The organism is Spirillospora sp. NPDC048824 (assembly GCF_043198455.1).
In the GTDB taxonomy this organism is placed as follows: Bacteria; Actinomycetota; Actinomycetes; order Streptosporangiales; family Streptosporangiaceae; genus Spirillospora.
On sequence record NZ_JBICUS010000010.1, the window covers coordinates 100,651 to 122,464 of the forward strand.

Here is a 21,814-nt window from a genome sequence, read left to right on the forward strand (position 1 = left end):
CTACCATGTGGGGGACCACGGCTTGCGGGGCGACACCCTGGGGAACGCAAAGAGGAGGGTCGGAGGCGTAAGCTGCCACGCCACTAACATGGGATCTGACCACCTTTCCAGGACGCTGCCGTGAGCACGTCCGTCATTGAGCCCGGCACACGTCTCGCCGGCCGCTACCGGCTCGAAGAGCGCATCACCGACTCGGGCGGCTCCTGCCTCTGGAAGGCCATCGACGAGATCCTCGCGCGGGCCGTCGCCGTCCGCACCTTCGATCCGGAGTTCCCGCGGATCCACGAGGTCGTCACGGCCGCCCGCGCCGCCAGCCGGCTGACCGACCCGCGGCTCACCCAGGTGTTCGACGCCGACGACAGCGGCGAGAGCGCCTACGTCGTCAGCGAATGGGTCGTCGGCGAGAACCTGGAGGGCATGCTCACCAAGGCGCCGCTGGAGCCGGGCCGCGCCGCGACCCTGCTGTACGAGGCGTCCGAGGCCATCGCCGCCGCGCACTCCGCCGGGCTGTCGCACCTGTGCCTCACGCCCCGCGACCTCGTCTGGACGACCGGCGGCACCGTCAAGCTGCTCGGCGTCGCGACCGACGCCGTCCTCGGCGACCGGCACACCGACGACCCGGCGGCCGAGGACGTCCGCGGCCTCGGCCGGATGCTGTACGCGGCGCTGACCGCGCACTGGCCCGGCGACGAGGACGGATCCGGCCTGCCCGCCGCACCCGCCGTCGACGGGGTCCCGTACGCGCCCAGGCAGGTCCAGGCCGGGATCTCCCACGCGGTCGACGCGATCGTCTGCCGCTGCCTCGGCATCGGCACGCCGGCTCAGCACGCCGAGCCGCTCGCGTCCCCCGCCGACCTCGCCAGGGCGCTGCGCGGCGTCCCGCGGACCCCGCTGCCGCTGTTCGCCGGCCTCGGCCACAGCCAGCCGTCGTCCCCGCGGTCCGCTGGCCCACGTCGTCCCGCCACGGCGTCGACATCGGCGTCGACGCAACCCCATCGGCCGCCCGCGCACCCCCCGGCGCCCTCACACGTCCCGCCGCCGCGGACGCGGAACCAGCACGGCGACTACCCGCCTCCGCCGGTGTCGTCGTCCACCCGCACCACCCCGGCGCGTGGCCGCGGCGCGCACGGCGCCGACCACCGCCACGGCAACCGCGCCCTCATCGGCGTCGCCGCGGCCGCGCTCACCGTCATCGTCGGCATCGGCGTGTGGGCGGTGTCCGGCATCGCGGGCGACGGCGAGTCACCGGACGGCGGCGTCACCGACAAGGGCCAGCAGAGCACGCAGGCGGAGCCGTCCACGGTGAAACTGGACGTGCAGAGCGTCGCCGCCGCCCAGGACTCGAGCCCAGGCCATCAGGACACCTCGATCGGCCAGGGCGTCAACACGCTCATCGACGGGCGGCCGGACGGCAAGTGGGAGACCCAGAGTTACGCCGACCCCGACTTCGGCCGGTACTCCAAGGGCCTCGGCGTCCTGCTCGACCTGGGCAAGCCCGTCAAGGTCGCCAAGGTCACGATCCACTCACCGTCCAGCGGTGGAGTTCTGCAGGTCAAGGTCGGTGAATCGAGGTCACCGGGGAGCCTGAAGTCCGTCGGTCAGCAGCCCGCCAACGGCGGCGAGCTGACCATCACCGTGAAACCCCAGGCCACCGGCCAGTACGTGCTCGTATGGTTCACCCAGCTTCCCTCCTCGCCCCACAAGGGCAAGTTGGGCGAGATCACCGTTCACGGTTCCGCGGGCTGAACTCGCTCCTCACGGGGGCCATGAGCTGTGACGTGGAGTGGTGCATGTCTGTATCGTGCCTGTGAGCACGAATGTCCCCTCGCCCCCAGGAATCTGTGGTGCCTTCCCCAGCAGCCGGTCGCGGACGCCCGGCACCGACCGGGCGTCCCGAACGAGAAAGCGGTCGCTCATGACGTCGGTGAGCATGCGTCGCGTTGACGAGGTGCCCGACAAGGAGCTCCTCGTCCGCCATGCCCAGGGGGACCCGCACGCCTTCGCCGAACTCGTGCACCGCCACCGCGACCGCATGTGGGCCGTCGCGCTGCGGACCATCGGCGACCCCGAGGAGGCGGCGGACGCGCTGCAGGACGCCTGCCTTTCGGCGTTCCGCGCCGCCGCACGGTTCCGCGGGGACGCGGCCGTCACCACCTGGCTGCACCGGATCGTCGTGAACGCCTGCCTGGACCGCATCAGGCGCAAGTCCGTCCGGCCGGCGACGCCGATGGGCGACGACGCCACGTTCGACGCCGTCGCGCCGAAGATGCCCGACCCGACCGACGCGCACGGCGTGTCCCTCGACGTCCACACCGCGCTGAGGGAGCTTCCGTTCGAGCAGCGCGCGGCCCTCATCCTCGTCGACATGATGGGCTACTCCGTCGAGGACGCCGCGCAGGTCATGGAGGTCCCGCCCGGAACGATCAAGAGCCGGTGCGCGCGGGGACGTGCCCGGCTCGCGCCCCTTCTCGTCCATCACCGGAACCGACGGGAACGCAAAAACGTCGGAGGTGTGGAAGGAGGTGGCATGCCCAAGTGAACCCCGCACATCTTGACTACGACGTCCTGGCCGACCTGGCCGAGGGACTGCTCGAAGACGACGAAGCCGCCTCCGTCAACGCGCACCTCGACACCTGCGCCGACTGCCGTGACCTGTCCGCCGACCTTGCGGACGTGTCCCGGATCCTGGCGGAGGCACCCGCGCCGTCCATCCCCGCCGAACTGGCCGAACGCATCGACACCGCGATCGCCGCGGAGTCGCTGAACGAAGCCACCGTGGTGAGCATGGAGCAGCGGCGCGGAAGGCGGCATTGGCGGATACTGTCGGCCGCCGCCGCGGCCGTGATCGTGGCCGGCGGCGGCGCGGTGGTCGGCTCGGTCGCCTTGGGCGGGGCGGACGGCGGCGATGGCGCGGCCTCGGCCCCGGCACAGGACAATCCCAAGCCAACCGGTTTGGAAGGTATGGACCCGAAGTTCGCGCCGTCGGCCGCGCCGGAGTTCAAGGTCTACCGCAGCCGCACCGACTACCGGGCCGGGACGCTCGGCACCCAGGTCGAGAAGCTGCTGGACGGCCGGCGGGAGCAGGGCGCGGGCGAGTCGCCCGGGCCCAGGCTCAGGGGATGCGTCTACGGCGTCACCAAGGGGCAGGCACCCGCGCTGGTCGACCAGGCCGACTATGAAGGCAACCCGGCCATCGTCATCGCGACACGCGGCGCCGACTCCGGCAAGTGGAACGTGTGGGTCGTCGGGCCGGACTGCTCGGCCGGTGACCAGCACGTACTGAAGACGCTAGAGAACGCCTGACCACATATTTCGGAGGCCATGGGCGGGAGTGTCCGCCCATGGCCTCCGGTCGTCCATCAGAGGGAGCCCAGGAACTCCAGGGCGATCGTCCAGGCACGCTCGGCGGCCTCGGCGTCGTGGTCGGACAGGTCCGGGTCGGTGAACAGGTGCCCGGCGCCCCGGTACCGGAAGATCTCCACGTCCGCGCCCGCCCTGCGCATCCGCAGATACCAGGCGTTCAGCCAGTCGACGGGTTCGTAGGTGTCGGGGTCGGCAACGTGCAACTGCACCGGGATGTCGGTGGACACGCCGTCCGCCATGTCGGACGTCCCGTGCATCAGCAGCAGCCCGCCCGCCTTGGGGTCGGCGAACGCGAGGTTCTGGGCGAGGGAGCCGCCGAGCGAGAACCCCGCGTAGACGAGACCGCCGCCACCCACCAGCGGAGCGGCCGCCGCCACCGCGCGCCGCAGCAGCTCGTCCCGGCCGATCTCCTCCTTGATCTCGATGCCCGCCTCGGGCGTGTCGACGACCCGCCCGTCGTACAGGTCGGGGACGTGCACCTCGTGCCCCGCCGCCCGGAGCCGGTCCGCCGCCTGGCGCACCGCCGGACGCAGCCCGTACATCGAGTGAAGAAGCAGAACGCGCGCCATGTCACACACCCTAAGCCCGGCCGGTGACAGCATGCCGGGAATCAGCGGGGCTTAGGATCGGTTGACGCGACTGGCAGGCCGGGTCGTGCGGCCCAGACGGCCAACAAGGAGAGGCGCAGAACAGTGAGCGACGTCCGCAACGTCATCATCATCGGCTCGGGCCCCGCGGGCTATACGGCCGCCGTCTACGCGGCCCGCGGCGACCTGAAGCCGCTGGTGTTCGAGGGTTCGGTGACGGCCGGTGGTGCGCTGATGAACACCACCGACGTGGAGAACTACCCCGGTTTCCCCGACGGGATCATGGGGCCGGACCTGATGGACAACCTGCGCAAGCAGGCCGAGCGTTTCGGTGCCGAACTCATCACCGACGACGTCACCGGGGTCGACCTCACCGCCGACCCGAAGGTCGTCACGGTCGGCGACGAGACCTACCTCGCCAGGACCGTGATCGTCGCGACCGGCTCCGGTTACCGGGAGCTGGGACTGCCGGACGAGAAGCGCCTGTCGGGACGCGGCGTCTCCTGGTGCGCGACCTGTGACGGCTTCTTCTTCCGCGAGCAGGACATCGCCGTCGTCGGCGGCGGCGACACCGCGATGGAAGAGGCGATCTTCCTCACCAAGTTCGCCCGCTCCGTCACCGTGATCCACCGCCGCGACCGGCTGCGCGCGTCCAAGATCATGCAGGACCGCGCGTTCGCCAACGAGAAGATCAAGTTCCGCTGGGACGCCGAGGTCACCGCGATCGCCGGCGACGACCGCGTCACCGGCGTGACCGTCCGCGACACCAAGACCGGCGAGACGTCCTCGATGGAGGTCACCGGACTGTTCATCGCGATCGGCCACGACCCGCGCAGCGAACTGTTCGCCGGCCAGCTGGAGACCGACACCGACGGGTACCTGCTCGTCGACGCCCCGACCACGAAGACGAAGGTCCCCGGCGTGTTCGCCTGCGGGGACGTGGTCGACCACATCTACCGTCAGGCCATCACCGCCGCCGGCACCGGCTGCGCGGCCGCCATCGACGCCGAGCGGTGGCTCCAGGACCAGGACGCCGCGGAGACCGTCCCGCAGGCCTGACCCGGCCGGGGACACGAACGCCAGGCACGCGGTGGACGCTCGCCCGCTCCGCCGCGAGAACAGAGGGAGAACCATGAAAGCCGTGACCGACGCCGACTTCACGTCCGAGGTCCTGGACAGCGACAAGCCCGTCCTCGTCGATTTCTGGGCCGAGTGGTGCGGCCCGTGCCGGATGGTGGCGCCGATCCTGGAGGAGATCTCCAAGGAGCACGGCGACAAGATCGACATCGTCAAGCTCAACATCGACGAGAACCCGCAGGTGCCGCAGAAGTACGGCATCATGCAGATCCCGACGATGAACGTCTACAAGGGCGGCGAGGTCGTCAAGCAGATCATGGGCGCCAAGCCGAAGGCCGCCCTCCTGAAGGACCTCGCCGACTTCATCTGAGTCCCCGTGGCTGACAGAGGCCCGGCGGGCGGGAGCGACACTCCCGCCCGCCGGGCCTCGCCGTAAACCCCCCGCCGAAGGAAGGCGCTCCAGCGCCTGACGCCAAGGGCACTGAAATGAACTCAGACGGGTCGTAGAGCACCCTCGGGGGTCATGGAGCCCAGAAGGCGTTCCAGGGCCACCTCGACGTCCTCACGCCACGACAGGGCCGACTTCAGCTCCAGCCGCAGCCGCGGATACCGGTGATGCGGGCGGACGGTCTTGAACCCGACCGACAGCAGATAGTCGGCGGGCACCATGCAGCCGCCGTCCTCGCCTTTCAGATCGCCGAACGCCTCGATCGCCTTCACCGCGCGCCGGGTGAGGTCCTTCGCGACGCCCTGCACGAGCATCCGGCCGAGGCCGCCGCCCGAGAACTCCGGCAGGATGTGCGCGGTCATCAGCAGCACCGCGTCCGCGCTGACCGGGCTCGTCGGGAACGCCACCGAGCGGGGCACGTACAGCGGCGGCGCGTACATCACGAAGCCCGCCGGGACGTTGTCGACGTACACGATCTTGCCGCAGCTGCCCCATTCGAGGAGCGTCGAGGAGATCCACGCCTCCTTCTCCAGACCGGAGTCACCGGTTTCCAAGGCCCGGTCCCGGGTCACCGGGTCCAGTTCCCAGAACACGCAGCCGCGGCAGCGGTGCGGCAGATCACCCAGATTGTCCAGCGTGATATTGACGAGACGACGCGACACCGGGTCGGCACCCCCTGTTGCGATCCTCGACCGCCCGGCCTGAAGCCTGTGGCCGGGCCGTCGGCTTCTCGGGCGGAACGCCGTTCGCGGAAGTTCCCGGCAACATTCCGGGATCCTCGGGCATCGTATCGGACGGGGGAGTATCCACCCGGGCGGCACGCCCGGTGCGGATCTTACGGCGGGTCCGCCCGCCGGCCGAGGCGACGTTCGTCCAGCACTGCGTCCCGGACGGCATTGGACGGCACGCCGGGGTTCCGCCCGGATCGCCCCGGCCGATGCCGTAGTTTGCAGGCAAGCCAGTCCACCTCGGAGGTGCCTCGTGGAACAGCACTCGCGTTCAGACGCCTACACCGATCGCTACGCCGCCCGTGCCGCCGGCATGGTGCCCTCGGAGATCCGGGCTCTGTTCGCGATGGCCGCCCGCCCCGAGGTCGTCTCGCTCGCGGGTGGAATGCCGTACGTCTCGGCGCTCCCCCTCGACGCCGTCGGCCGGATGATCGGCGACCTCGTCGGCGGCAAGGGCGCGGAGGCTCTGCAGTACGGGTCCGCGCAGGGCGACGGGCTGCTCCGCGAGCACATCTGCGACGTGATGTCCCTCGAAGGCATCCAGGCATCCGCGGACGACGTCGTCGTCACGGTCGGCGCCCAGCAGGCGCTCGACCTCATCACCAAGATCTTCGTCGACCCGGGCGACGTCATCCTCGCCGAGGCCCCCTCCTACGTCGGTGCGCTCGGCACGTTCGCGTCCTACCAGGCCGACGTCGTCCACGTCCCCCTCGACGAAGCGGGCCTCATCCCCAGCGCGCTCCGCGAGACCCTGGCACGGCTGCGCCGCGAAGGACGCTGCGTCAAGTTCCTCTACACCGTGCCGACGTTCCAGAACCCGGCCGGCGTCACCCTCACCACCGCCCGCCGCGCCCAGATCCTCGAGATCTGCGCCGAGCACGACGTGCTGATCATCGAGGACAACCCGTACGGACTCCTCGGCTTCGAGGGCGAACCGATGCGGGCACTTCGAGCGGACGACGCCGAGCGTGTCATCTACCTCGGTTCGTTCTCCAAGACGATCGCCTCCGGCCTTCGCGTCGGATGGGTGCTGGCGCCGCACGCCGTGCGGGCGAAGCTCGTCCTGGCCGCCGAATCCGCGATCCTGTGCCCGTCGAACTTCTCGCAGTTCGCCGTCCGTGAGTATCTCGCCACGCAGCCATGGCGGGAACAGATCAAGGACTTCCGCGAGCTTTACCGGGCCCGCCGCGACGCGATGCTCGATTCCCTCGAACAGGTCATGCCGGACGGCTGCACCTGGACGCGTCCCGCCGGAGGGTTCTTCGTCTGGTTGACGCTCCCCGAGGGGCGCGACGCCAAGGCGATGGCGCCGCGCGCGATCGCCGAGCGTGTCGCCTACGTTCCGGGCACCGGCTTCTACGCCGACGGAACCGGCCACCGGCACATGCGGCTGTCCTACTGCTTCCCCGAACCCCACCGGATCCGCGAAGGCGTCCGCCGGCTCGGGGCGGTGATGGAACACGAGATCCGGCTCAGGGACACTTTCGGTGGGACCGTCGCGGGCGGCTCCACCGGCGTCCAGGCTCCGGGTCCGGACGTCGTCTGAATGTTTCACGTGAAACGCGCCGGCCTCCCGGACCGCTGAGTCTTCGCGCCCAGGGAAGCCGGCGCGTTCTTTCATCACCACATCACCTAGAGGGGCACCAGCAGTGGAACTCGGGCACGTCGTCGTCCTGGCCGGGGGACTGTCCTACGAGCGGGAGGTCTCCCTCCGCTCCGGCCGCCGAGTCACGGACGCCCTGCGCTCCCTCGACATTCCCGTCGAACTCCGCGACGCGGACGCCACCCTCCTGGACTCCCTCACGGACGATCCCCCGGACGCGGTGTTCCCCGTCCTGCACGGTGCCGCGGGTGAGGACGGCTCCATCCGGGATGTCCTCGAACTCCTCGGCATCCGCTACGTCGGTGCCCGCCCGGACGCCTGCCGCGTCGCATGGGACAAGCCGACCGCCAAATCCGTCGTCCGCCGCGCCGGCCTCCAGACCCCCGCCTCGGTCGCGCTCCCCAAGGAGGTCTTCCACGACCTCGGCGCCGCCTCCGTTCTGAGCCAGATCATCCGGAGCCTCGGACTCCCCCTCTTCGTCAAGCCCACCCGGGGCGGCTCAGCGCTCGGCGCCTCGGTCGTCCACGACGCCGCCGACCTGTCCGCCGCCATGGTCGGCTGCTTCGCCTACGGCGATGCCGCTCTGGTCGAACGCTTCGTCTCCGGCACCGAGGTCGCCGTCAGCGTCATCGAACGCGACGGCACCCCCATGGCCCTGCCCGCCGTCGAGATCGTCGCCCCCGGCGGCCTCTACGACTACACCGCCCGCTACGACGCCGGCGACACCGAGTTCGTCACCCCGGCCCGCCTCACCCCCGACGCCACCGCCCGCGCCACCGCTGCCGCCGTCACGGCCCACCGCGCGCTGGGTCTCCGGGACGTGTCCCGCACCGATCTCATCGTCACCCCCGACGACGAGGTCCACTTCCTCGAAGTGAACGTCGCCCCGGGCATGACCGAGACAAGCCTCTTCCCCCGAGCCGTCAGCGGCGCCGGTCTCGACCTCGGCGAGGTCTGCCGAGACCTCCTCCTCTCCTACTTCCCCTAGCGTCAGAACCACCCTCACCTCGGGCCGGCGGGGTGCATCAAGCCGCCCGATACGCGTGGCCTGGGTTTCACGTGAAACCCAGGGTTGGCCTTCAGAGGTCAAGGCATCCTCAACCTCGGTGCTTTGAGTCGCTCGATACGTGTCGTTGTGGTTTCACGTGAAACCGAGGGTTGGTCTTGCCTCCGAAACGACCGAGGCTTGACCGGGGTCGACGGAAGACGGTCCCTGGGCCGGTGCGTCCGCCCCGCACCGACGGCGAGTGGATCCGGCGCGCGGCCGCTCCGTTCGGCGATGATCGACACCGGCGGGCCGAGGAGGTCCATCGACCGGCTCAATTGGCGCGAGGGCCGCAGCACCGTCGGGCGTCATGCACGGTGGCGGCTCAGCGTGAGGTGTTTCACGTGAAACGAAGGGACGCTCAAGCCGTCGGCGAGGTGCGCTTGTCCGCGCCGCATTGAGGGTTGTGATCCACCCGGGCGCCGAGCCTGCACGGGGCCGGTGCTGTCACACGAAGCTGCGCCGCACACGGGGACGAAACTTCCTTCGCGAAGGGACTCATGCCCGAGGACGGCGGCGCCGCGGGAGGCGCCGTCTCTACCGTCCGCGTTCGTGGCATCGCACGGCTCCGCCCGCCAGGAGCGTTTCCCGGCAGGCAGTCTTCGCTCCACAAACGGCCTAACCCCGGCTGGGCCCCCTCGGACAGTTCTCCACGCCAGTGGGGGTCAGTGGTCCATGCCGGCCAAGCCCCAGGCCGCTGTTTCACGTGAAACACCGTCCCCGACCAAAGGGCGGAGCACGGATGAGGTCTCGAACGAGCGGCTCGGATGCGTCGGCTCCGGTGACGTCGATTCACCGTCGGTGCGCCTCGGCCTAATCCCGCACCGCTTGTCGCCGCACGCCGGAAACGACGCGGACCACCGGCGAAGGAAGCGCACCGGGTGAGGTCTCGAACGGGTGGCTTCGTGCGTCGGCTCAGGTGATGTTGCTCCGGCGGGCGGTGGTGGTCTGCCGGTCCGGCGGTGGCCGTGTGAGCGTGGCACCATGTCCGCGCGTTGGGGACGGCCCGGTCGGCCAGGTCGGGTGGATGTCGTTGACAGCAGAGCGCCCCGGGAGCTCGGGGCTTCCGGGGCGCTGGCGTGTTCGTGGTGGTGATCAGGGTTCGTTGACGCCGTCCTCGTCCGGGGCCATGGACTTGATGATGCGGTCGAGGTCTTCCAGCGTGGCGAACTCGACCACGATCTTGCCCTTGTTGCGGCCCATGTCGACGCGGACCCTGGTCTCGTAGCGGTCGGAGAGGCGGTCGGCCAGTTCCTTGAGGCCGGGGGCGACCGGCTTCTTGCGGCGGCCCTGGCGCGGCGCCTCCGGCTCGTCGACCTCGCGGATCGCGATGAGCTCTTCGAGCGCGCGGACGGAGAGGCCCTCCTGAACGATGCGCTGCGCCAGGTGCTCCTGGGCTTCGATGCTGTCGAGGGACAGGAGCGCGCGTGCGTGGCCGGCGGACAGGACTCCCGCGGCGACGCGGCGCTGGACGGCGGGCGGCAGGTTCAGCAGGCGGAGCGTGTTCGTGATGTGCGGACGCGACCGGCCGATGCGTCCGGCGAGCTGCTCGTGGGTGGCACCGAAGTCCTGGAGCAGCTGCTGGTACGCGGCCGCCTCCTCCAGCGGGTTGAGCTGCTGCCGGTGGAGGTTCTCCATGAGGGCGTCACGGAGAAGGTCGTTGTCGCCGGTGTCGCGGACGATCGCCGGGATGACGTCGAGGCCCGCCATCTGGGACGCGCGCCAGCGGCGCTCGCCCATGATGAGTTCGTAGTCGTGCTCGTCCGCCGGGGACCTCCGGACGACGATCGGCTGCAGGAGCCCGACGATGCCGATCGACTCCGCGAGCTCCGCCAGGGCCTGCTCGTCGAAGTGCTCGCGCGGCTGGCGCGGGTTCACGGTGATCGAGGCGAGGGGGAGTTCGGCGAAGTGGGCGCCGGCGACCGGTTCGAGCGCCGGGCCGGACGAGGCGGCGCCGTTCGGCGGAGGCTGGACGGGGCCGCCCGGGTAGCCCGGTTCGCCGGCTTCGCCGGACGCCGCCGGGGGCGGGGCGGTGGGGATGAGGGCGCCGAGCCCCTTGCCCAGGCCGCGTCGCTGCTGGCTCACTGGGAAGCTCCTCCGTGGGCCATCTCCGAGGCGGCCTCACTGTAGGCGAGGGCGCCGCTGGAACCGGGGTCGTAGGTCAGGACGGACTGCCCGTAGCTCGGGGCTTCGGAGACCCGGACGCTACGGGGGATGACGGTGTTGAGGACGACGTTGCCGAAGTGGTTGCGGACGTCCTCGGCCACCTGCGCGGCGAGGCGCGTCCGCGCGTCGTACATGGTGAGCAGGATCGTGGACACCTTCAGTTGCTGGTTGAGGTGTGCCTTGACGAGGTCGACGGTCCGGATGAGCTGCCCGAGGCCCTCCAGCGCGTAGTACTCGCACTGGATCGGGATGAGCAGTTCGTCGCCGCCGACGAGGGCGTTGACCGTGAGCAGGCCGAGCGACGGCGGGCAGTCGATCAGGACATAGTCGAATTTGTCGGTGTCGAAGGCGTCGAGCGCACGCCGCAACCGCGACTCGCGGGCAACCTTGGAGACGAGTTCGATCTCGGCACCGGCGAGGTTGAGGGTCGCGGGCGCGCAGTAGAGGTTGGGGATCTCCGCCGCCGGGACGACGATGTCGGCGAGCGCCATGTCCTCGATCAGCACGTCGTAGATCGACGGCACTTCCGCATGATGTTCGACCCCGAGGGCCGTGGACGCGTTGCCCTGGGGGTCGAGGTCCACGACGAGCACCTGGGCCCCGTGCATGGCGAGGGATGCGGCGAGGTTCACCGAACTGGTGGTCTTGCCCACGCCGCCCTTCTGGTTGGCGATGGTGATGATGCGGCATCTGTCCGGCCGCGGCCACTCCCGGTCCTTGCGGCCCGGTACCGCTTTGACCGCGGTGGCCGATGTTTCATGTGAAACCTTGGCGTCCTTGAGCGCCTCGCGCACGAGTTCTGACTCCCCCTGAGATGGTCCCTTGCGCGGCCCCGGCGGCTGAGCGCCGGTTTGCGTCGGTACATAGCCGACGTTCTCCGCGGTACCGGACGTCGTCGTACCCCACATTGCGTGTCCGGAGGGCGCGGTTCCCGGCGCGGCGCCCGAGGCCGCATCCCCCGGCATGACGGCGGGGGACACCGCGGTGGCGTCGTCCTCGCCGGTTCCGCCCAGGCCGGACGGCTGATCGTCGGGGGATTCGCCGGCGCGGTCAGGCCGGCCCAGTCCTGGTCCCGTGCTCATGAAGACCTCTTCCTCGACCCTTTGGCGCGCCGGGGTGCGCGCTGTCGTCCCCCGACAACCGCGCCCCGGCCGGCGACCACACGGACGAGTGTTGTCGGCGGATCGACCTTACCTTGCCCGACCTGAAGCAGTTCCGCGGTGCGCGCCCCGAACCGGTCCAGGACGGGTTTCGCCTCGTCCAGTTCGGTGGCGGCCCGCTCACCCTTGAGGGCGAGCAGCTCGCCGCCCGGACGCAGCAGCGGAAGCGCCCATGTGACGAGGCGTTCGAGCGGTGCGACGGCCCGCGCGGTGGCCACGTCCACGGAGAACTCGCCGGCCACGTCCTCGGCGCGGGCACGGCGGACCTCGACGTTCGGCAGGCCGAGCATGCCGACGCACTCGTTGAGGAAGGTCGTGCGCCGCAGCAGCGGTTCCAGGAGGGTCACGCGGAGGTCGGGCCGGACGATCGCGAGGACGATGCCCGGCAGGCCCGCCCCCGAGCCGACGTCGACGACCTGTGCGTCCGCCGGTACCGCCGCCGACACGACCGCGCAGTTGATCAGATGGCGTTCCCATAGGCGGTCGACCTCGCGCGGCCCGATGAGTCCGCGCTCGACCCCGGCTTCCGCGAGGAACGCCGCATAGCGCTCCGCGACCGGCAGCGCATCACCGAATACCTCACGTGCAATCCCCACCAGACGAATCGTTCCACAAAAACCGGCGGCGGCGTGCACGCAGGGCGTCCGCGCCGCGTCAGGGCACCGTGTCGGCCGACCCTTGCGATATGGCGATAACCACATGCCCCCTTCGCATACTCGGGGCACGTCGGGTAGAGGCGCAGTGTCGCCCAACCCCCCGGAAGGAGCTCCGACAGATGGGAATCGGAGTCAGTCTCGCATTCATCACCATCGGCGCGATTCTCGCGTTCGCCCTCCAGGTCGAGCTCAGCGGCATCAACATCCAGCTGGTCGGCTGGATCCTGATCCTGGTGGGCCTGATCAGCATGGGTTTCACCCTCAAGTACACGCGGCCGCGTCGTCGCGCCGGACGCATCGTCGGCGCGGATCCCGCCTACGGGGACGAGCCTGGGACCGTGGTCCGCGAGGAGCACATCATCGAGGACCCGGCGCCCGTCGGCCGTCCCGGCGAACGAGTCGAACGCGTGATCGAACACCCGGCGGACGAAGGTGTGACGCACGGCCAGATCGCCCAGGACCCGGCGTTCGCGCAGGACCCGGCGCACGCCCAGAACCCCGCAGAACAGCAGAACCCGGCCGTCGTCGACGCGGAGGGGCGGGTCGTCCGCCAGCGCCGCCGGTGGAGGCGGACCGCCAGGGGCTGACCCCGGCCGCCGAAACCGCTCGGTGTGTGCATGGGCGGCGGCGCACACCGAGCCTCCGAGGGCCCCGCGCCGGGCAGGGCGCGGGGTCCTCCCCGCTCCCAGGTCCTCAAAATCCATGATCCCCGCAACTCCCTGAAGATCAGGGTGTTGCGGGGATCACTAGAACCCGCCCGGTGGGCACCGGGGCCGTTCGACGGCCGGGCGGGACGTCGGGCGAAGATCGTCAGGGCGGACGACCCAGGTCGTCAGGCGGGGTAGACGACCACGTAGCGGTCGGGTTCCTCGCCTTCGGACTCGCTGCGCAGGCCCGCCGCGGCGATGGCATCGTGGACGATCTTGCGTTCGAACGGGGTCATCGGGGCGAGCGGCTTCGGCTCGCCGGCCTGCTTGACCTCGTCGGCGACGTCGGTGCCGAGTTTGGTCAGCTCGGCGCGGCGACGCTCGCGGTAGCCGCCGATGTCGAGCATGAGGCGGGTACGGTTGCCCGTCTGCCGGTGGACGGCCAGACGGGTCAGCTCCTGCAGCGCCTCCAGGACCTCGCCGCGCTTGCCGACCAGTTCGTCCAAGTCTGCGCCGACGACGGCGACCATCGCGCGTTCACCCTCGACGTCCATGTCGATGTCGCCGTCATAGTCACCGATGTCCAGCAGGCCCTCGATGTAGTCGGCGGCGATCTCGCCTTCCTGCTCGAGCGCCTGGACGTCGACCTCGGTCGTGTCGGTCTGGCTCAACGGGGTCTCCTTCTCCGGCACGGGCTCGGGGTTCAAACTAGCGCTTCTGGGTGCCGCTGCGCTTGCTGCGCGGCTTGCGGGTCGGCTGGTTGCGGACGACCTTCGGCTTCTCGTCGTCCTCGGGGACGGTGTCCGCCTCCTCCTTCTTCAGTCTGGCCTTGCCGCCGGACGGTGTCCGGCCGTTCTTCGAGCCGGCGCCCTTGGTGCCCGTCTTGGCCCCCGTCTTCGCGCCGGCCTTGGTACCGGCCTTCGTGCCCGCCTTCGCGCCGGACTTCGTTCCCGCCTTCGCGCCGGACTTCGTTCCCGCCTTGGTGTCCGCCGGGACGTCGTCCGTGCTGGGCGGCGGGTACTTCTTGTAGATGTAGTGCTGCTGCGCCAGCGTCCAACTGTTGGACGTGACCCAGTACATGAGGACGCCCAGGGGGAAGCCGAGTCCGAAGAGGCCGAACAGCGGCGCCATGAAGACCATCATCTTCTGCGCCTGCATCATCGGGTTGGCGTCGTCGGTCACGGGCTGGCGCCTCATGCTCGCCCGGACGGTGAAGAACGTCGTGACCGAGCTGATCACCACGGCGACGCCCGTGATGAGGATCGCGGTCCAGCTCTTGGGGTCCGAACCCCAGGCGTTGAGGAAGGTGTCCGGGATGTGGGCACCGAAGATGCTGGCGTTCTGGGCGCTCGCGACCAGCTCGGCCGATACCGCGAAGACGCTCTCGCCGGGGTCGGCGTCCGAGATCTTCTTCAGGGTCTGGAACAGCCCGATGAAGATCGGCATCTGGACCAGGAGGGGCAGGCAGCCCGCCAGCGGGTTGGCGCCGTTCTCCTGGTAGAGCTTCATGACCTCCTGGTTCATGCGCTGCTTGTCGTTCTTGTACTTCTTGCGCAGCGCCTGGACCTTGGGGTTCAGCTCCTGCATCTTCCGCGAAGCGTGAATCTGCTTCACGAAGAGGGGGACGAGGATGAGCCGCAGCAGGACCGTCAGCAGGATGATCGAGCCACCCCAGGCCCATCCACTGTCCTTGGGGACGACGGTGCTCAGCCCCGTGTGAATCCACACGATGAGCTGAGAGACGATCTCGTACAACCAATCAAGCACCGGGCAGCTCCTTGGGCTCTGCTAGGGCGGGGCCGCTCTCCTCGCGGCCGGAGTTCGAAGAAGCCGCCGCGGATCGCTCCTCGGCGGCGGGCCCCCCAGATCCCCCGGAGATGCGTCCTCCGGACGTCTTCTTCGGCGGCACCGGGTCGTAGCCCCCGGCGTTGAAGGGATGGCACCGCGCGATCCGGCGGGCCGTCAGCCACGTGCCGCGCAGCGCCCCGTGCACCTGGAGCGACTCCAGGCCGTACGCGCTGCAGCTGGGCTGGAATCGGCACTGCTGCCCGAGCAGGGGACTCAAGAAGCGGCGGTAGGCGCGAACGAAAAGGATCAGCAGGGTCGCGACGGGGCCCGGGGACCCCGGGTGTTGCGAGGGGAGCACCGTCCCCTGCCGACTCCTCATCTTCGCCCCTTGGACGCGGGCCGCATCAGCCGGTCGAGCGCCGACTCCAGATCCGCGGCCAGTTCGTCAGGACGCGCCGTCCCCGCCCGGGGGTTGGCGCGCACTACGAGCAGGCTACCCGCTGCGAGCCGGTCGAGGTGCGGGCGCATCAGATGGCGGAGCCGGCGCCGCACGGAGTTGCGGACGACGGCGTTCCCCACGGTGCGCGCCACGATGAACCCGACCAGCGGTGGGGTGGGCGCATCGGGGACCTCTTCCGGGTGAAGCAGGTGAACCACGACAGTTGGCCGTCCGGCGCGGCGTCCGCGCCGGACGGCCAACGTGAAGTCGTCCCGCCGCCGCATCCGGTTTCCGGACGGCAGCACAGTGAGCGGTGGGTCAGACCGCGATGCGGGAGCGGCCCTTGGCCCGCCGGTTGGTCAGGACCGCGCGGCCGGCGCGAGTGCGCATGCGCAGCCGGAAGCCGTGCTTCTTGTGGCGACGACGGTTGTTCGGCTGGAAAGTACGCTTGCTCACTTGAGGCTCCAGTGCTGCGGTCGGTTCGTCTTAGACAGGCTCGAAAGCTCGCATCGAGGGCCGCGTCCGGTCCCCCGCAGCGGGGGCCCACCCGAACTTGCCTGGAGGGGCTGCCGGCGGGCACGCGTCATCTCCGTCGATGCGACTCGACCTCAGCACGTTACGGGCAACCCGGGTATCCGGTCAAACTGAGCTACGTCTCCACCCGACCCCCACCGGGCATCTCACCGGCACGTCCGCCGCCCGGCAACCTGCCCGGATGTGGACGCGGAGGCCGGGAGGGACGGAGGTTGGATCGTGTTGCGGGTGTGGCTCACAGCGGTTAGGGTCGTCCGGGCGAGCCGACGCTCCTTCGACGAATTCGACGACCGATGTCGGTGTTCTGCCCCGCACGACGCCCCCGCTTGAGAATCGCCCCGCACCGGCCCTCAGAAGGCCGGAGACTTCCCGACCCCGATTACCGGAACCCGCCGTACGGGTTTTACACAGGGTCCCCGATGCCTATGCACAGCATGTGGACAACTCTGTGGACAACTCGTGAGAGAGTAAGTCTTCCGCGTCGCGACCGTGCCCTGTGAGGCCGGTCGAGACCCGCGGGAGAGCCGGGCAGTCAGGTACTCCGTAGAACGGAGGGGGAGGGACCTTGCGCATGGACGGTCAGGATCTCGGATCGGTCTGGGCCCGCACCCTCACCGCACTGTCCGAGAGTGATCTGTCTCCGAGTTACCGCGCCTGGCTGCCGATGGTCCGTCCGCTGGCGCTGGTCGAGGGGACGGCTCTGCTCGCGGCACCGAACGAGTTCGCCAAGGACGCGCTGGAGACCCGGCTGCGCAACCTCATCACGCAGGCTCTGTCGCATGAGCTGGGCAGGGAGATCCGTGTTGCGGTGACCGTCCAGCCGGACCCGCCCGCCGCGCCCGGTGCCGGCCCTGGAGGCGGCGCGCGCCCGGGAGCCGGGGAGCCGCTGTCCGCGCCGATCCCCGGTCCGGGGGCCGGGCTCGGGGCACACGAACCCACACCTTCTTCTTATGGCGATCCCTACGGGGAACGGCCGCAGGCCGAGCGCGACCGTGATCGCCCCTATCAGGATCAGGCGTACGGCGGCGCCGAGCAGCAGTACGGCGAGCAGCAGTACGGCTCCGATCCGTCCTACGGCGAGCGGTCCGACCGTCCGTACCCGGAGCAGCCTTTCGGCGATCAGGGGTACCGGCCGCAGCCGGGAGGTACCCGCAGCCATGGCTCGCCCGGAGGTTATCCACAGGCTCAGGACGACGACCGTGGGTCTTATCCGCCGGCGCCTCGTCCCCCCGCGTACGGGGCGGGCCCGGGCGGACGGGGCCCGTCCCCGTACGAGGGACGCGGCCCGCAGGGCTATCCCCCGGGTTACGGGGGGCAAGAAGGCTTCGGCGGTGAGCCGCCGGGACGGCCCCCGCATTCGCATCTGAACGACCGTACGCTCGGCCCGCGCCGTTCCGGCGGCCGTGCAGAGCAGATGGGGCACGAGCCCCAGCACGGTGGGAACGAGTCACAGCCCGGGCATGCGGAAGACACGTTCCAGGGCGGAGACCCGTCGTTCCCCAGCGGCGAGCAACAGCAGTACGGCTCCGAGCAGTACGGCGGTGGCGAGCAGTACCGCGGCGAGGAGCCCTACCGCGGTGAGAGCGCCTTCCGGGACGAGGCGGGCTCCGACTCCCGCGGCCCCGTGCCGGCACCGGGCGGCGGCGGGGGAGGGCCCGGCACCAGTGCGGGGTCGGGGTCGGGTGCGTCCGAGCACGCCCGGCTGAACCCCAAGTACACGTTCGAGACGTTCGTCATCGGGTCGTCGAACAGGTTCGCGCACGCCGCCGCGGTCGCGGTGGCCGAGCAGCCGGCTAAGGCGTACAACCCGCTGTTCGTCTACGGCGACTCGGGTCTCGGCAAGACGCACCTTCTCCACGCGATCGGGCATTACGCACAGAGCCTCTTTAATGGGGCACGTGTCCGGTATGTGAGTTCAGAGGAATTCACCAACGACTTCATCAACTCGATCCGTGACGGAAAGGCCGACGGGTTCCGCCGCCGCTACCGGGATGTGGACATCCTCCTCGTCGACGACATCCAGTTCCTTGAGGGCAAGGAGCAGACGCAGGAGGAGTTCTTCCACACCTTCAACACGCTGCACAACGCCAGCAAGCAGATCGTGATCTCCAGTGACCGTCCGCCCAAGGAGCTGGTGACGCTGGAGGACCGGCTGCGCAACCGGTTCGAGTGGGGGCTGACGACCGACGTCCAGCCGCCCGAGCTGGAGACGCGGATCGCGATCCTGCAGAAGAAGGCGCGCCAGGAGGGCCTGGCCGCGCCGCCGGACGTGCTGGAGTTCATCGCCTCGCAGATCGCGACGAACATCCGCGAGCTGGAGGGCGCGCTGATCCGGGTCACGGCGTTCGCGAGCCTGAACCGGCAGTCGGTGGACATGAAGCTCGCCGAGATCGTCCTGAAGGACCTCATCCCCAACGACTCCGGTCCCGAGATCACCGCCGCGATGATCATGGCGCAGACGGTGGAGTACTTCGGGACGACGATCGAGGACCTGTGCGGCCCGTCGCGGTCGCGGATGCTCGTGACCGCCCGGCAGATCGCGATGTACCTGTGCCGGGAGCTGACCGAGCTGTCGCTCCCCAAGATCGGGCAGCAGTTCGGGGGCCGCGACCACACGACGGTGATGCACGCCGAGCGCAAGATCCGGTCGCTGATGGCCGAGCGCCGTGCCATATACAACCAGGTCACGGAGCTGACGGGACGGATCAAGCACCAGGCCCGCAAGCGCTGACGGCGCGGGCGTACACATTGTGGACAGACCGGCAGGATCCCTGTGGACCGAACGCCATCGACTCGTCCACACCCCGTTCGCCAGGCGAAACCGGCAAAAGACGCGCATCCCCCGAGATCCGGAGCCGCTACTCACAAGTTGTGGAAAACTCTGGGGATTTTCGTGGATAACCCGGTGGGCAACCCATGGAGAAGCTGAGGATGAACTGTGGACGGATGTGGACCCGCTGTGCACCCGCACCCGGCCTCTTGGGGAAAACCAGTGGACGACCGGTGGACGACCTGGGGACGGGCCTGGGGGTGAACTCGGCGATCACAGGTCCCGTGTACACAGGCCGTCGAAACCACCGGCATACCCGTGGAGAACTCGTGGAAAACCGGGGGATGACATGAGGACGACGTGTGGGGATGATTTCGCCGTCCCCAGGCGCCTCCGCGCCGTCCACCGCCGATGCACAGGACCAGTGGACAAAGAAACGCGGCCTCACCTGGGAAAACGAGGTCTGTCCACACTATCCACCGCCCCTATGACTAGTACTGCACCTCTTCTCTATCCAAGAAAAGATTCACCTCAAGTCAGGGCCTGGGGAGAACCTGCCCCGAGTGCTCCGGCCGAGCCAGCACCACCTCACCGTTGTCCGACACCTGCAGGAGGCGGGTCCCCTTGAAGTTCCGCATCGACAGAGACGCCCTCGCTGACGCCGTCGCGTGGACCGCGCGCACGCTGCCGGTCCGCCCGCCGGTACCGGTCCTCGCGGGCATGCACATCGTCGCCGGAGGCGAGGAGAACAGTGATCGGCTGAAGCTGTCCGCCTTCGACTACGAGGTCTCCGCCCAGGTGTCCACGGAGATCGACGTGGAGGAGGCCGGGACGGCCCTGGTGTCCGGGCGGCTGCTCGCCGAGATTTCCCGCAGCCTTCCTCCCCACCCTGTGGAGGTGACGACGGACGGCGCAAAGGTGATGCTCCGCTGCGGCAGCGCGAAGTTCACACTTCTCACCATGCCCGTGGAGGACTACCCGACCCTGCCGGAGATGCCGCCCGCCGCCGGGTCCGTGGGCAGTGACGAGTTCGCCGCCGCCGTGTCGCAGGTCGCGATCGCCGCAGGCAAGGACGACACGATCCCCATGCTGACCGGTGTCCGTGTGGAAATCGAGGGCGAGACCGTCACTCTGGCGTCCACCGACCGCTACAGGCTGGCCGTCCGTGAACTGCACTGGAAGCCGGAACGTCCCGACTTCTCCGCCGTCGCGCTCGTCCCCGCCAAGACGCTCGCCGACACGGCCAAGTCACTGACGGCCGGTGCGGAGGTGTCGATCGCGCTCGCCGCGACGGGCGGTGCCGGCGAAGGCATGATCGGGTTCGAGGGCGGCGGCCGCCGGACGACGTCCCGGCTCCTGGACGGCGACTTCGTCAAGTACAGGTCGCTGCTGCCGAGTGAGTACGCGGGCCTCGCCGAGATCCAGACCGCGCCGTTCATCGAGGCCGTCAAACGCGTGTCGCTGGTCGCCGAGCGCAACACCCCCGTGCGGTGCTCGTTCAGCCAGGGCGAGGTCGTCCTGGAGGCCGGGACCGGGGACGAGGCTCAGGCCGTCGAGGCCCTGGAGGCGAAGCTGGAGGGCGAGGACATCGACATCGCCTTCAACCCCGCGTTCCTCCTCGACGGGCTCTCTGCGATCGGCTCGGACATCGCCCGGCTGTCGTTCACCACCCCGACGAAGCCGGCCGTCCTCACCGGTAAGCCGCCGCAGGACGGCGAGAACCCGAACTACCGTTACCTGATCATGCCCGTCCGGCTGTCCGGGTGATCCGGGGGTAAGGGAGCCATCAAGACCGGCGCGTGCGGCCACCCCAGCCGTGGGGATCGCGCAGCCGTGCGGTCGCGCACGCGTGCAGTTACGCAGGGAGAGTGAGCTTGCATGGAGCTTGGGATCATCGGCCTGGGCAAGATGGGCGGCAACATGGCCGAGCGGCTGCGCCGGGGCGGCCACACGATCGTCGGCTATGACCGCGATCCCGGCATCACCGACGTCGGCTCGGTGGAGGAACTGGCCGAACGGCTGTCCCCGCCGCGCGCCGTGTGGGTGATGGTGCCCGCCGGGAAGCCCACCGCCGACACCATCCACAGGCTGGGGGAAATCCTTCAGCCCGGTGACGTCGTCGTCGACGGCGGCAATTCACACTATGTGGACGACCAGAAACACGGCGAAGAGTTGGCCGCCAAGGGGATCGGGTTCGTGGACTGCGGCGTCAGCGGCGGCGTGTGGGGCCTGGAGAACGGCTACGCGCTCATGGTCGGCGGCGACGACGACACCGTGAAGCGCCTGATGCCGATCTTCGAGACGCTCAAGCCGGCGGGCGAGTACGGCTTCGTCCACTCCGGCAAGGTCGGCGCCGGCCACTACGTGAAGATGGTCCACAACGGCATCGAGTACGCGATGATGCAGGCGTTCGGCGAGGGCTACGAGCTGATCGAGGCCAGCGACCTCGTGACCAGGGTGCCGGAGACGTTCCTGAGCTGGCAGGAGGGCACGGTCATCCGCTCCTGGCTGCTGGACCTGCTGAACCGCGCCCTGGCCGACGACCCCGAGCTGGACGACCTGCGCGGCTACGCCAACGACTCCGGCGAGGGCCGCTGGACGGTGCAGGCCGCGATCGAGCACGCCGTCCCCCTGCCCGCCATCAGCGCCTCCCTGTTCGCGCGGTTCGCCTCCAGGCAGGAGGACTCGCCCACGATGAGGGTCGTCGCCGCACTCCGCAAACAGTTCGGCGGCCACGCGGTCGAGGCCGTAGGCGACGGCGACTCCCCCGGCGCCGACGTCACCCCGCCCCCGGTCTGAGACT

Annotated in this window: 21 protein-coding genes; 11 read left to right on the forward strand and 10 right to left on the reverse strand. The window is 69.7% G+C overall.

Annotated elements, in window-relative coordinates:
- Positions 1-120: 120 nt before the first annotated feature.
- The 3 genes from ACGFIS_RS21170 (at position 121) to ACGFIS_RS21180 (ending at position 3,303) form a co-directional block, all read left to right on the forward strand.
- On the forward strand, positions 121-1,746 hold the full coding sequence (locus ACGFIS_RS21170) for a protein kinase family protein (protein WP_392972209.1): 1,626 nt from the start codon (positions 121-123) through the stop codon (positions 1,744-1,746).
- Between the two features lie 184 nt (positions 1,747-1,930).
- Entirely contained in the window at positions 1,931-2,539 is a 609-nt protein-coding gene (gene sigM, locus ACGFIS_RS21175; protein ID WP_392903764.1) for an RNA polymerase sigma factor SigM, read from the forward strand.
- The gene (locus ACGFIS_RS21180) at positions 2,536-3,303 is read left to right on the forward strand and encodes an anti-sigma factor family protein (RefSeq protein WP_392972211.1); all 768 of its coding nucleotides are present in this window, start codon (positions 2,536-2,538) and stop codon (positions 3,301-3,303) included. Before sigM ends, ACGFIS_RS21180 begins: the two co-directional genes overlap by 4 nt.
- 56 nt (positions 3,304-3,359) lie before the next feature.
- Here the strand turns inward: ACGFIS_RS21180 and ACGFIS_RS21185 are convergent, their stop codons facing one another.
- Positions 3,360-3,932, reverse strand: coding sequence for a dienelactone hydrolase family protein (locus tag ACGFIS_RS21185; RefSeq protein ID WP_392903760.1), 573 nt, complete (start codon positions 3,930-3,932; stop codon positions 3,360-3,362).
- Between the two features lie 123 nt (positions 3,933-4,055).
- Here ACGFIS_RS21185 and trxB point away from each other — a divergent pair, with 123 nt between their 5' ends.
- Positions 4,056-5,009 (forward strand): thioredoxin-disulfide reductase, encoded by a 954-nt coding sequence (trxB, locus tag ACGFIS_RS21190; RefSeq protein ID WP_392903758.1) that lies wholly within the window; start codon positions 4,056-4,058, stop codon positions 5,007-5,009.
- A gap of 73 nt (positions 5,010-5,082) precedes the next feature.
- The gene (gene trxA, locus ACGFIS_RS21195; protein ID WP_392903756.1) at positions 5,083-5,397 is read left to right on the forward strand and encodes a thioredoxin; all 315 of its coding nucleotides are present in this window, start codon (positions 5,083-5,085) and stop codon (positions 5,395-5,397) included.
- Positions 5,398-5,519: 122 nt separating this feature from the next.
- Here the strand turns inward: trxA and ACGFIS_RS21200 are convergent, their stop codons facing one another.
- A complete protein-coding gene (locus ACGFIS_RS21200; protein ID WP_392903754.1) occupies positions 5,520-6,137 on the reverse strand; it encodes a GNAT family N-acetyltransferase in 618 nt (205 codons plus the stop codon).
- A gap of 379 nt (positions 6,138-6,516) precedes the next feature.
- Between ACGFIS_RS21200 and ACGFIS_RS21205 the strand changes: the two genes are divergently transcribed.
- Both ACGFIS_RS21205 and ACGFIS_RS21210 read left to right on the forward strand, forming a co-directional pair.
- Positions 6,517-7,749 carry a PLP-dependent aminotransferase family protein gene (locus tag ACGFIS_RS21205; RefSeq protein WP_392972318.1) on the forward strand — a complete coding sequence of 411 codons (1,233 nt, stop codon included), beginning with the start codon at positions 6,517-6,519 and terminating at the stop codon, positions 7,747-7,749.
- A gap of 103 nt (positions 7,750-7,852) precedes the next feature.
- Entirely contained in the window at positions 7,853-8,794 is a 942-nt protein-coding gene (locus tag ACGFIS_RS21210) for a D-alanine--D-alanine ligase (protein ID WP_392972213.1), read from the forward strand.
- Between the two features lie 1,152 nt (positions 8,795-9,946).
- Here the strand turns inward: ACGFIS_RS21210 and ACGFIS_RS21215 are convergent.
- The 3 genes from ACGFIS_RS21215 to rsmG form a co-directional block, all read right to left on the reverse strand.
- Positions 9,947-10,936, reverse strand: coding sequence for a ParB/RepB/Spo0J family partition protein (locus tag ACGFIS_RS21215; protein ID WP_392903748.1), 990 nt, complete (start codon positions 10,934-10,936; stop codon positions 9,947-9,949).
- Positions 10,933-11,811: a ParA family protein gene (locus tag ACGFIS_RS21220; protein WP_392903744.1), complete on the reverse strand. Its 879-nt coding sequence runs from the start codon at positions 11,809-11,811 to the stop codon at positions 10,933-10,935. Before ACGFIS_RS21220 ends, ACGFIS_RS21215 begins: the two co-directional genes overlap by 4 nt.
- Positions 11,812-12,095: 284 nt before the next feature.
- Positions 12,096-12,773, reverse strand: a complete 678-nt coding sequence (gene rsmG / locus ACGFIS_RS21225) for a 16S rRNA (guanine(527)-N(7))-methyltransferase RsmG (RefSeq protein ID WP_392903741.1) — start codon at positions 12,771-12,773, stop codon at positions 12,096-12,098.
- A 179-nt stretch (positions 12,774-12,952) separates the two neighbouring features.
- Between rsmG and ACGFIS_RS21230 the strand changes: the two genes are divergently transcribed.
- Positions 12,953-13,420, forward strand: coding sequence for a DUF6458 family protein (locus ACGFIS_RS21230; protein WP_392903739.1), 468 nt, complete (start codon positions 12,953-12,955; stop codon positions 13,418-13,420).
- Between the two features lie 245 nt (positions 13,421-13,665).
- Here the strand turns inward: ACGFIS_RS21230 and ACGFIS_RS21235 are convergent, their stop codons facing one another.
- Genes ACGFIS_RS21235 through rpmH form a run of 5 tightly spaced genes read right to left on the reverse strand, consistent with a single transcriptional unit; the run spans position 13,666 to position 16,163 of the window.
- Entirely contained in the window at positions 13,666-14,151 is a 486-nt protein-coding gene (locus tag ACGFIS_RS21235; protein ID WP_392903737.1) for a protein jag, read from the reverse strand.
- Positions 14,152-14,188: 37 nt separating this feature from the next.
- Positions 14,189-15,247: a membrane protein insertase YidC gene (gene yidC / locus ACGFIS_RS21240; protein ID WP_392903734.1), complete on the reverse strand. Its 1,059-nt coding sequence runs from the start codon at positions 15,245-15,247 to the stop codon at positions 14,189-14,191.
- Positions 15,240-15,647: a membrane protein insertion efficiency factor YidD gene (gene yidD, locus ACGFIS_RS21245; protein WP_392972215.1), complete on the reverse strand. Its 408-nt coding sequence runs from the start codon at positions 15,645-15,647 to the stop codon at positions 15,240-15,242. Before yidD ends, yidC begins: the two co-directional genes overlap by 8 nt.
- Complete coding sequence (rnpA, locus tag ACGFIS_RS21250; protein ID WP_392903729.1) at positions 15,644-16,012, reverse strand: ribonuclease P protein component; 369 nt, start codon at positions 16,010-16,012, stop codon at positions 15,644-15,646. The genes yidD and rnpA overlap by 4 nt, the downstream gene beginning before the upstream one ends.
- A gap of 13 nt (positions 16,013-16,025) precedes the next feature.
- Positions 16,026-16,163 (reverse strand): 50S ribosomal protein L34, encoded by a 138-nt coding sequence (rpmH, locus tag ACGFIS_RS21255; protein ID WP_392903727.1) that lies wholly within the window; start codon positions 16,161-16,163, stop codon positions 16,026-16,028.
- A gap of 649 nt (positions 16,164-16,812) precedes the next feature.
- Here rpmH and dnaA point away from each other — a divergent pair.
- The 3 genes from dnaA to gnd all read left to right on the forward strand — a co-directional run bounded on the left by dnaA (position 16,813) and on the right by gnd (position 21,810).
- A complete protein-coding gene (gene dnaA, locus ACGFIS_RS21260) occupies positions 16,813-18,972 on the forward strand; it encodes a chromosomal replication initiator protein DnaA (RefSeq protein WP_392903726.1) in 2,160 nt (719 codons plus the stop codon).
- 663 nt (positions 18,973-19,635) lie between these two features.
- Positions 19,636-20,778: a DNA polymerase III subunit beta gene (gene dnaN, locus ACGFIS_RS21265; protein ID WP_392903724.1), complete on the forward strand. Its 1,143-nt coding sequence runs from the start codon at positions 19,636-19,638 to the stop codon at positions 20,776-20,778.
- Positions 20,779-20,889: 111 nt separating this feature from the next.
- The gene (gene gnd / locus ACGFIS_RS21270) at positions 20,890-21,810 is read left to right on the forward strand and encodes a phosphogluconate dehydrogenase (NAD(+)-dependent, decarboxylating) (protein WP_392903721.1); all 921 of its coding nucleotides are present in this window, start codon (positions 20,890-20,892) and stop codon (positions 21,808-21,810) included.
- Positions 21,811-21,814: the final 4 nt, after the last annotated feature.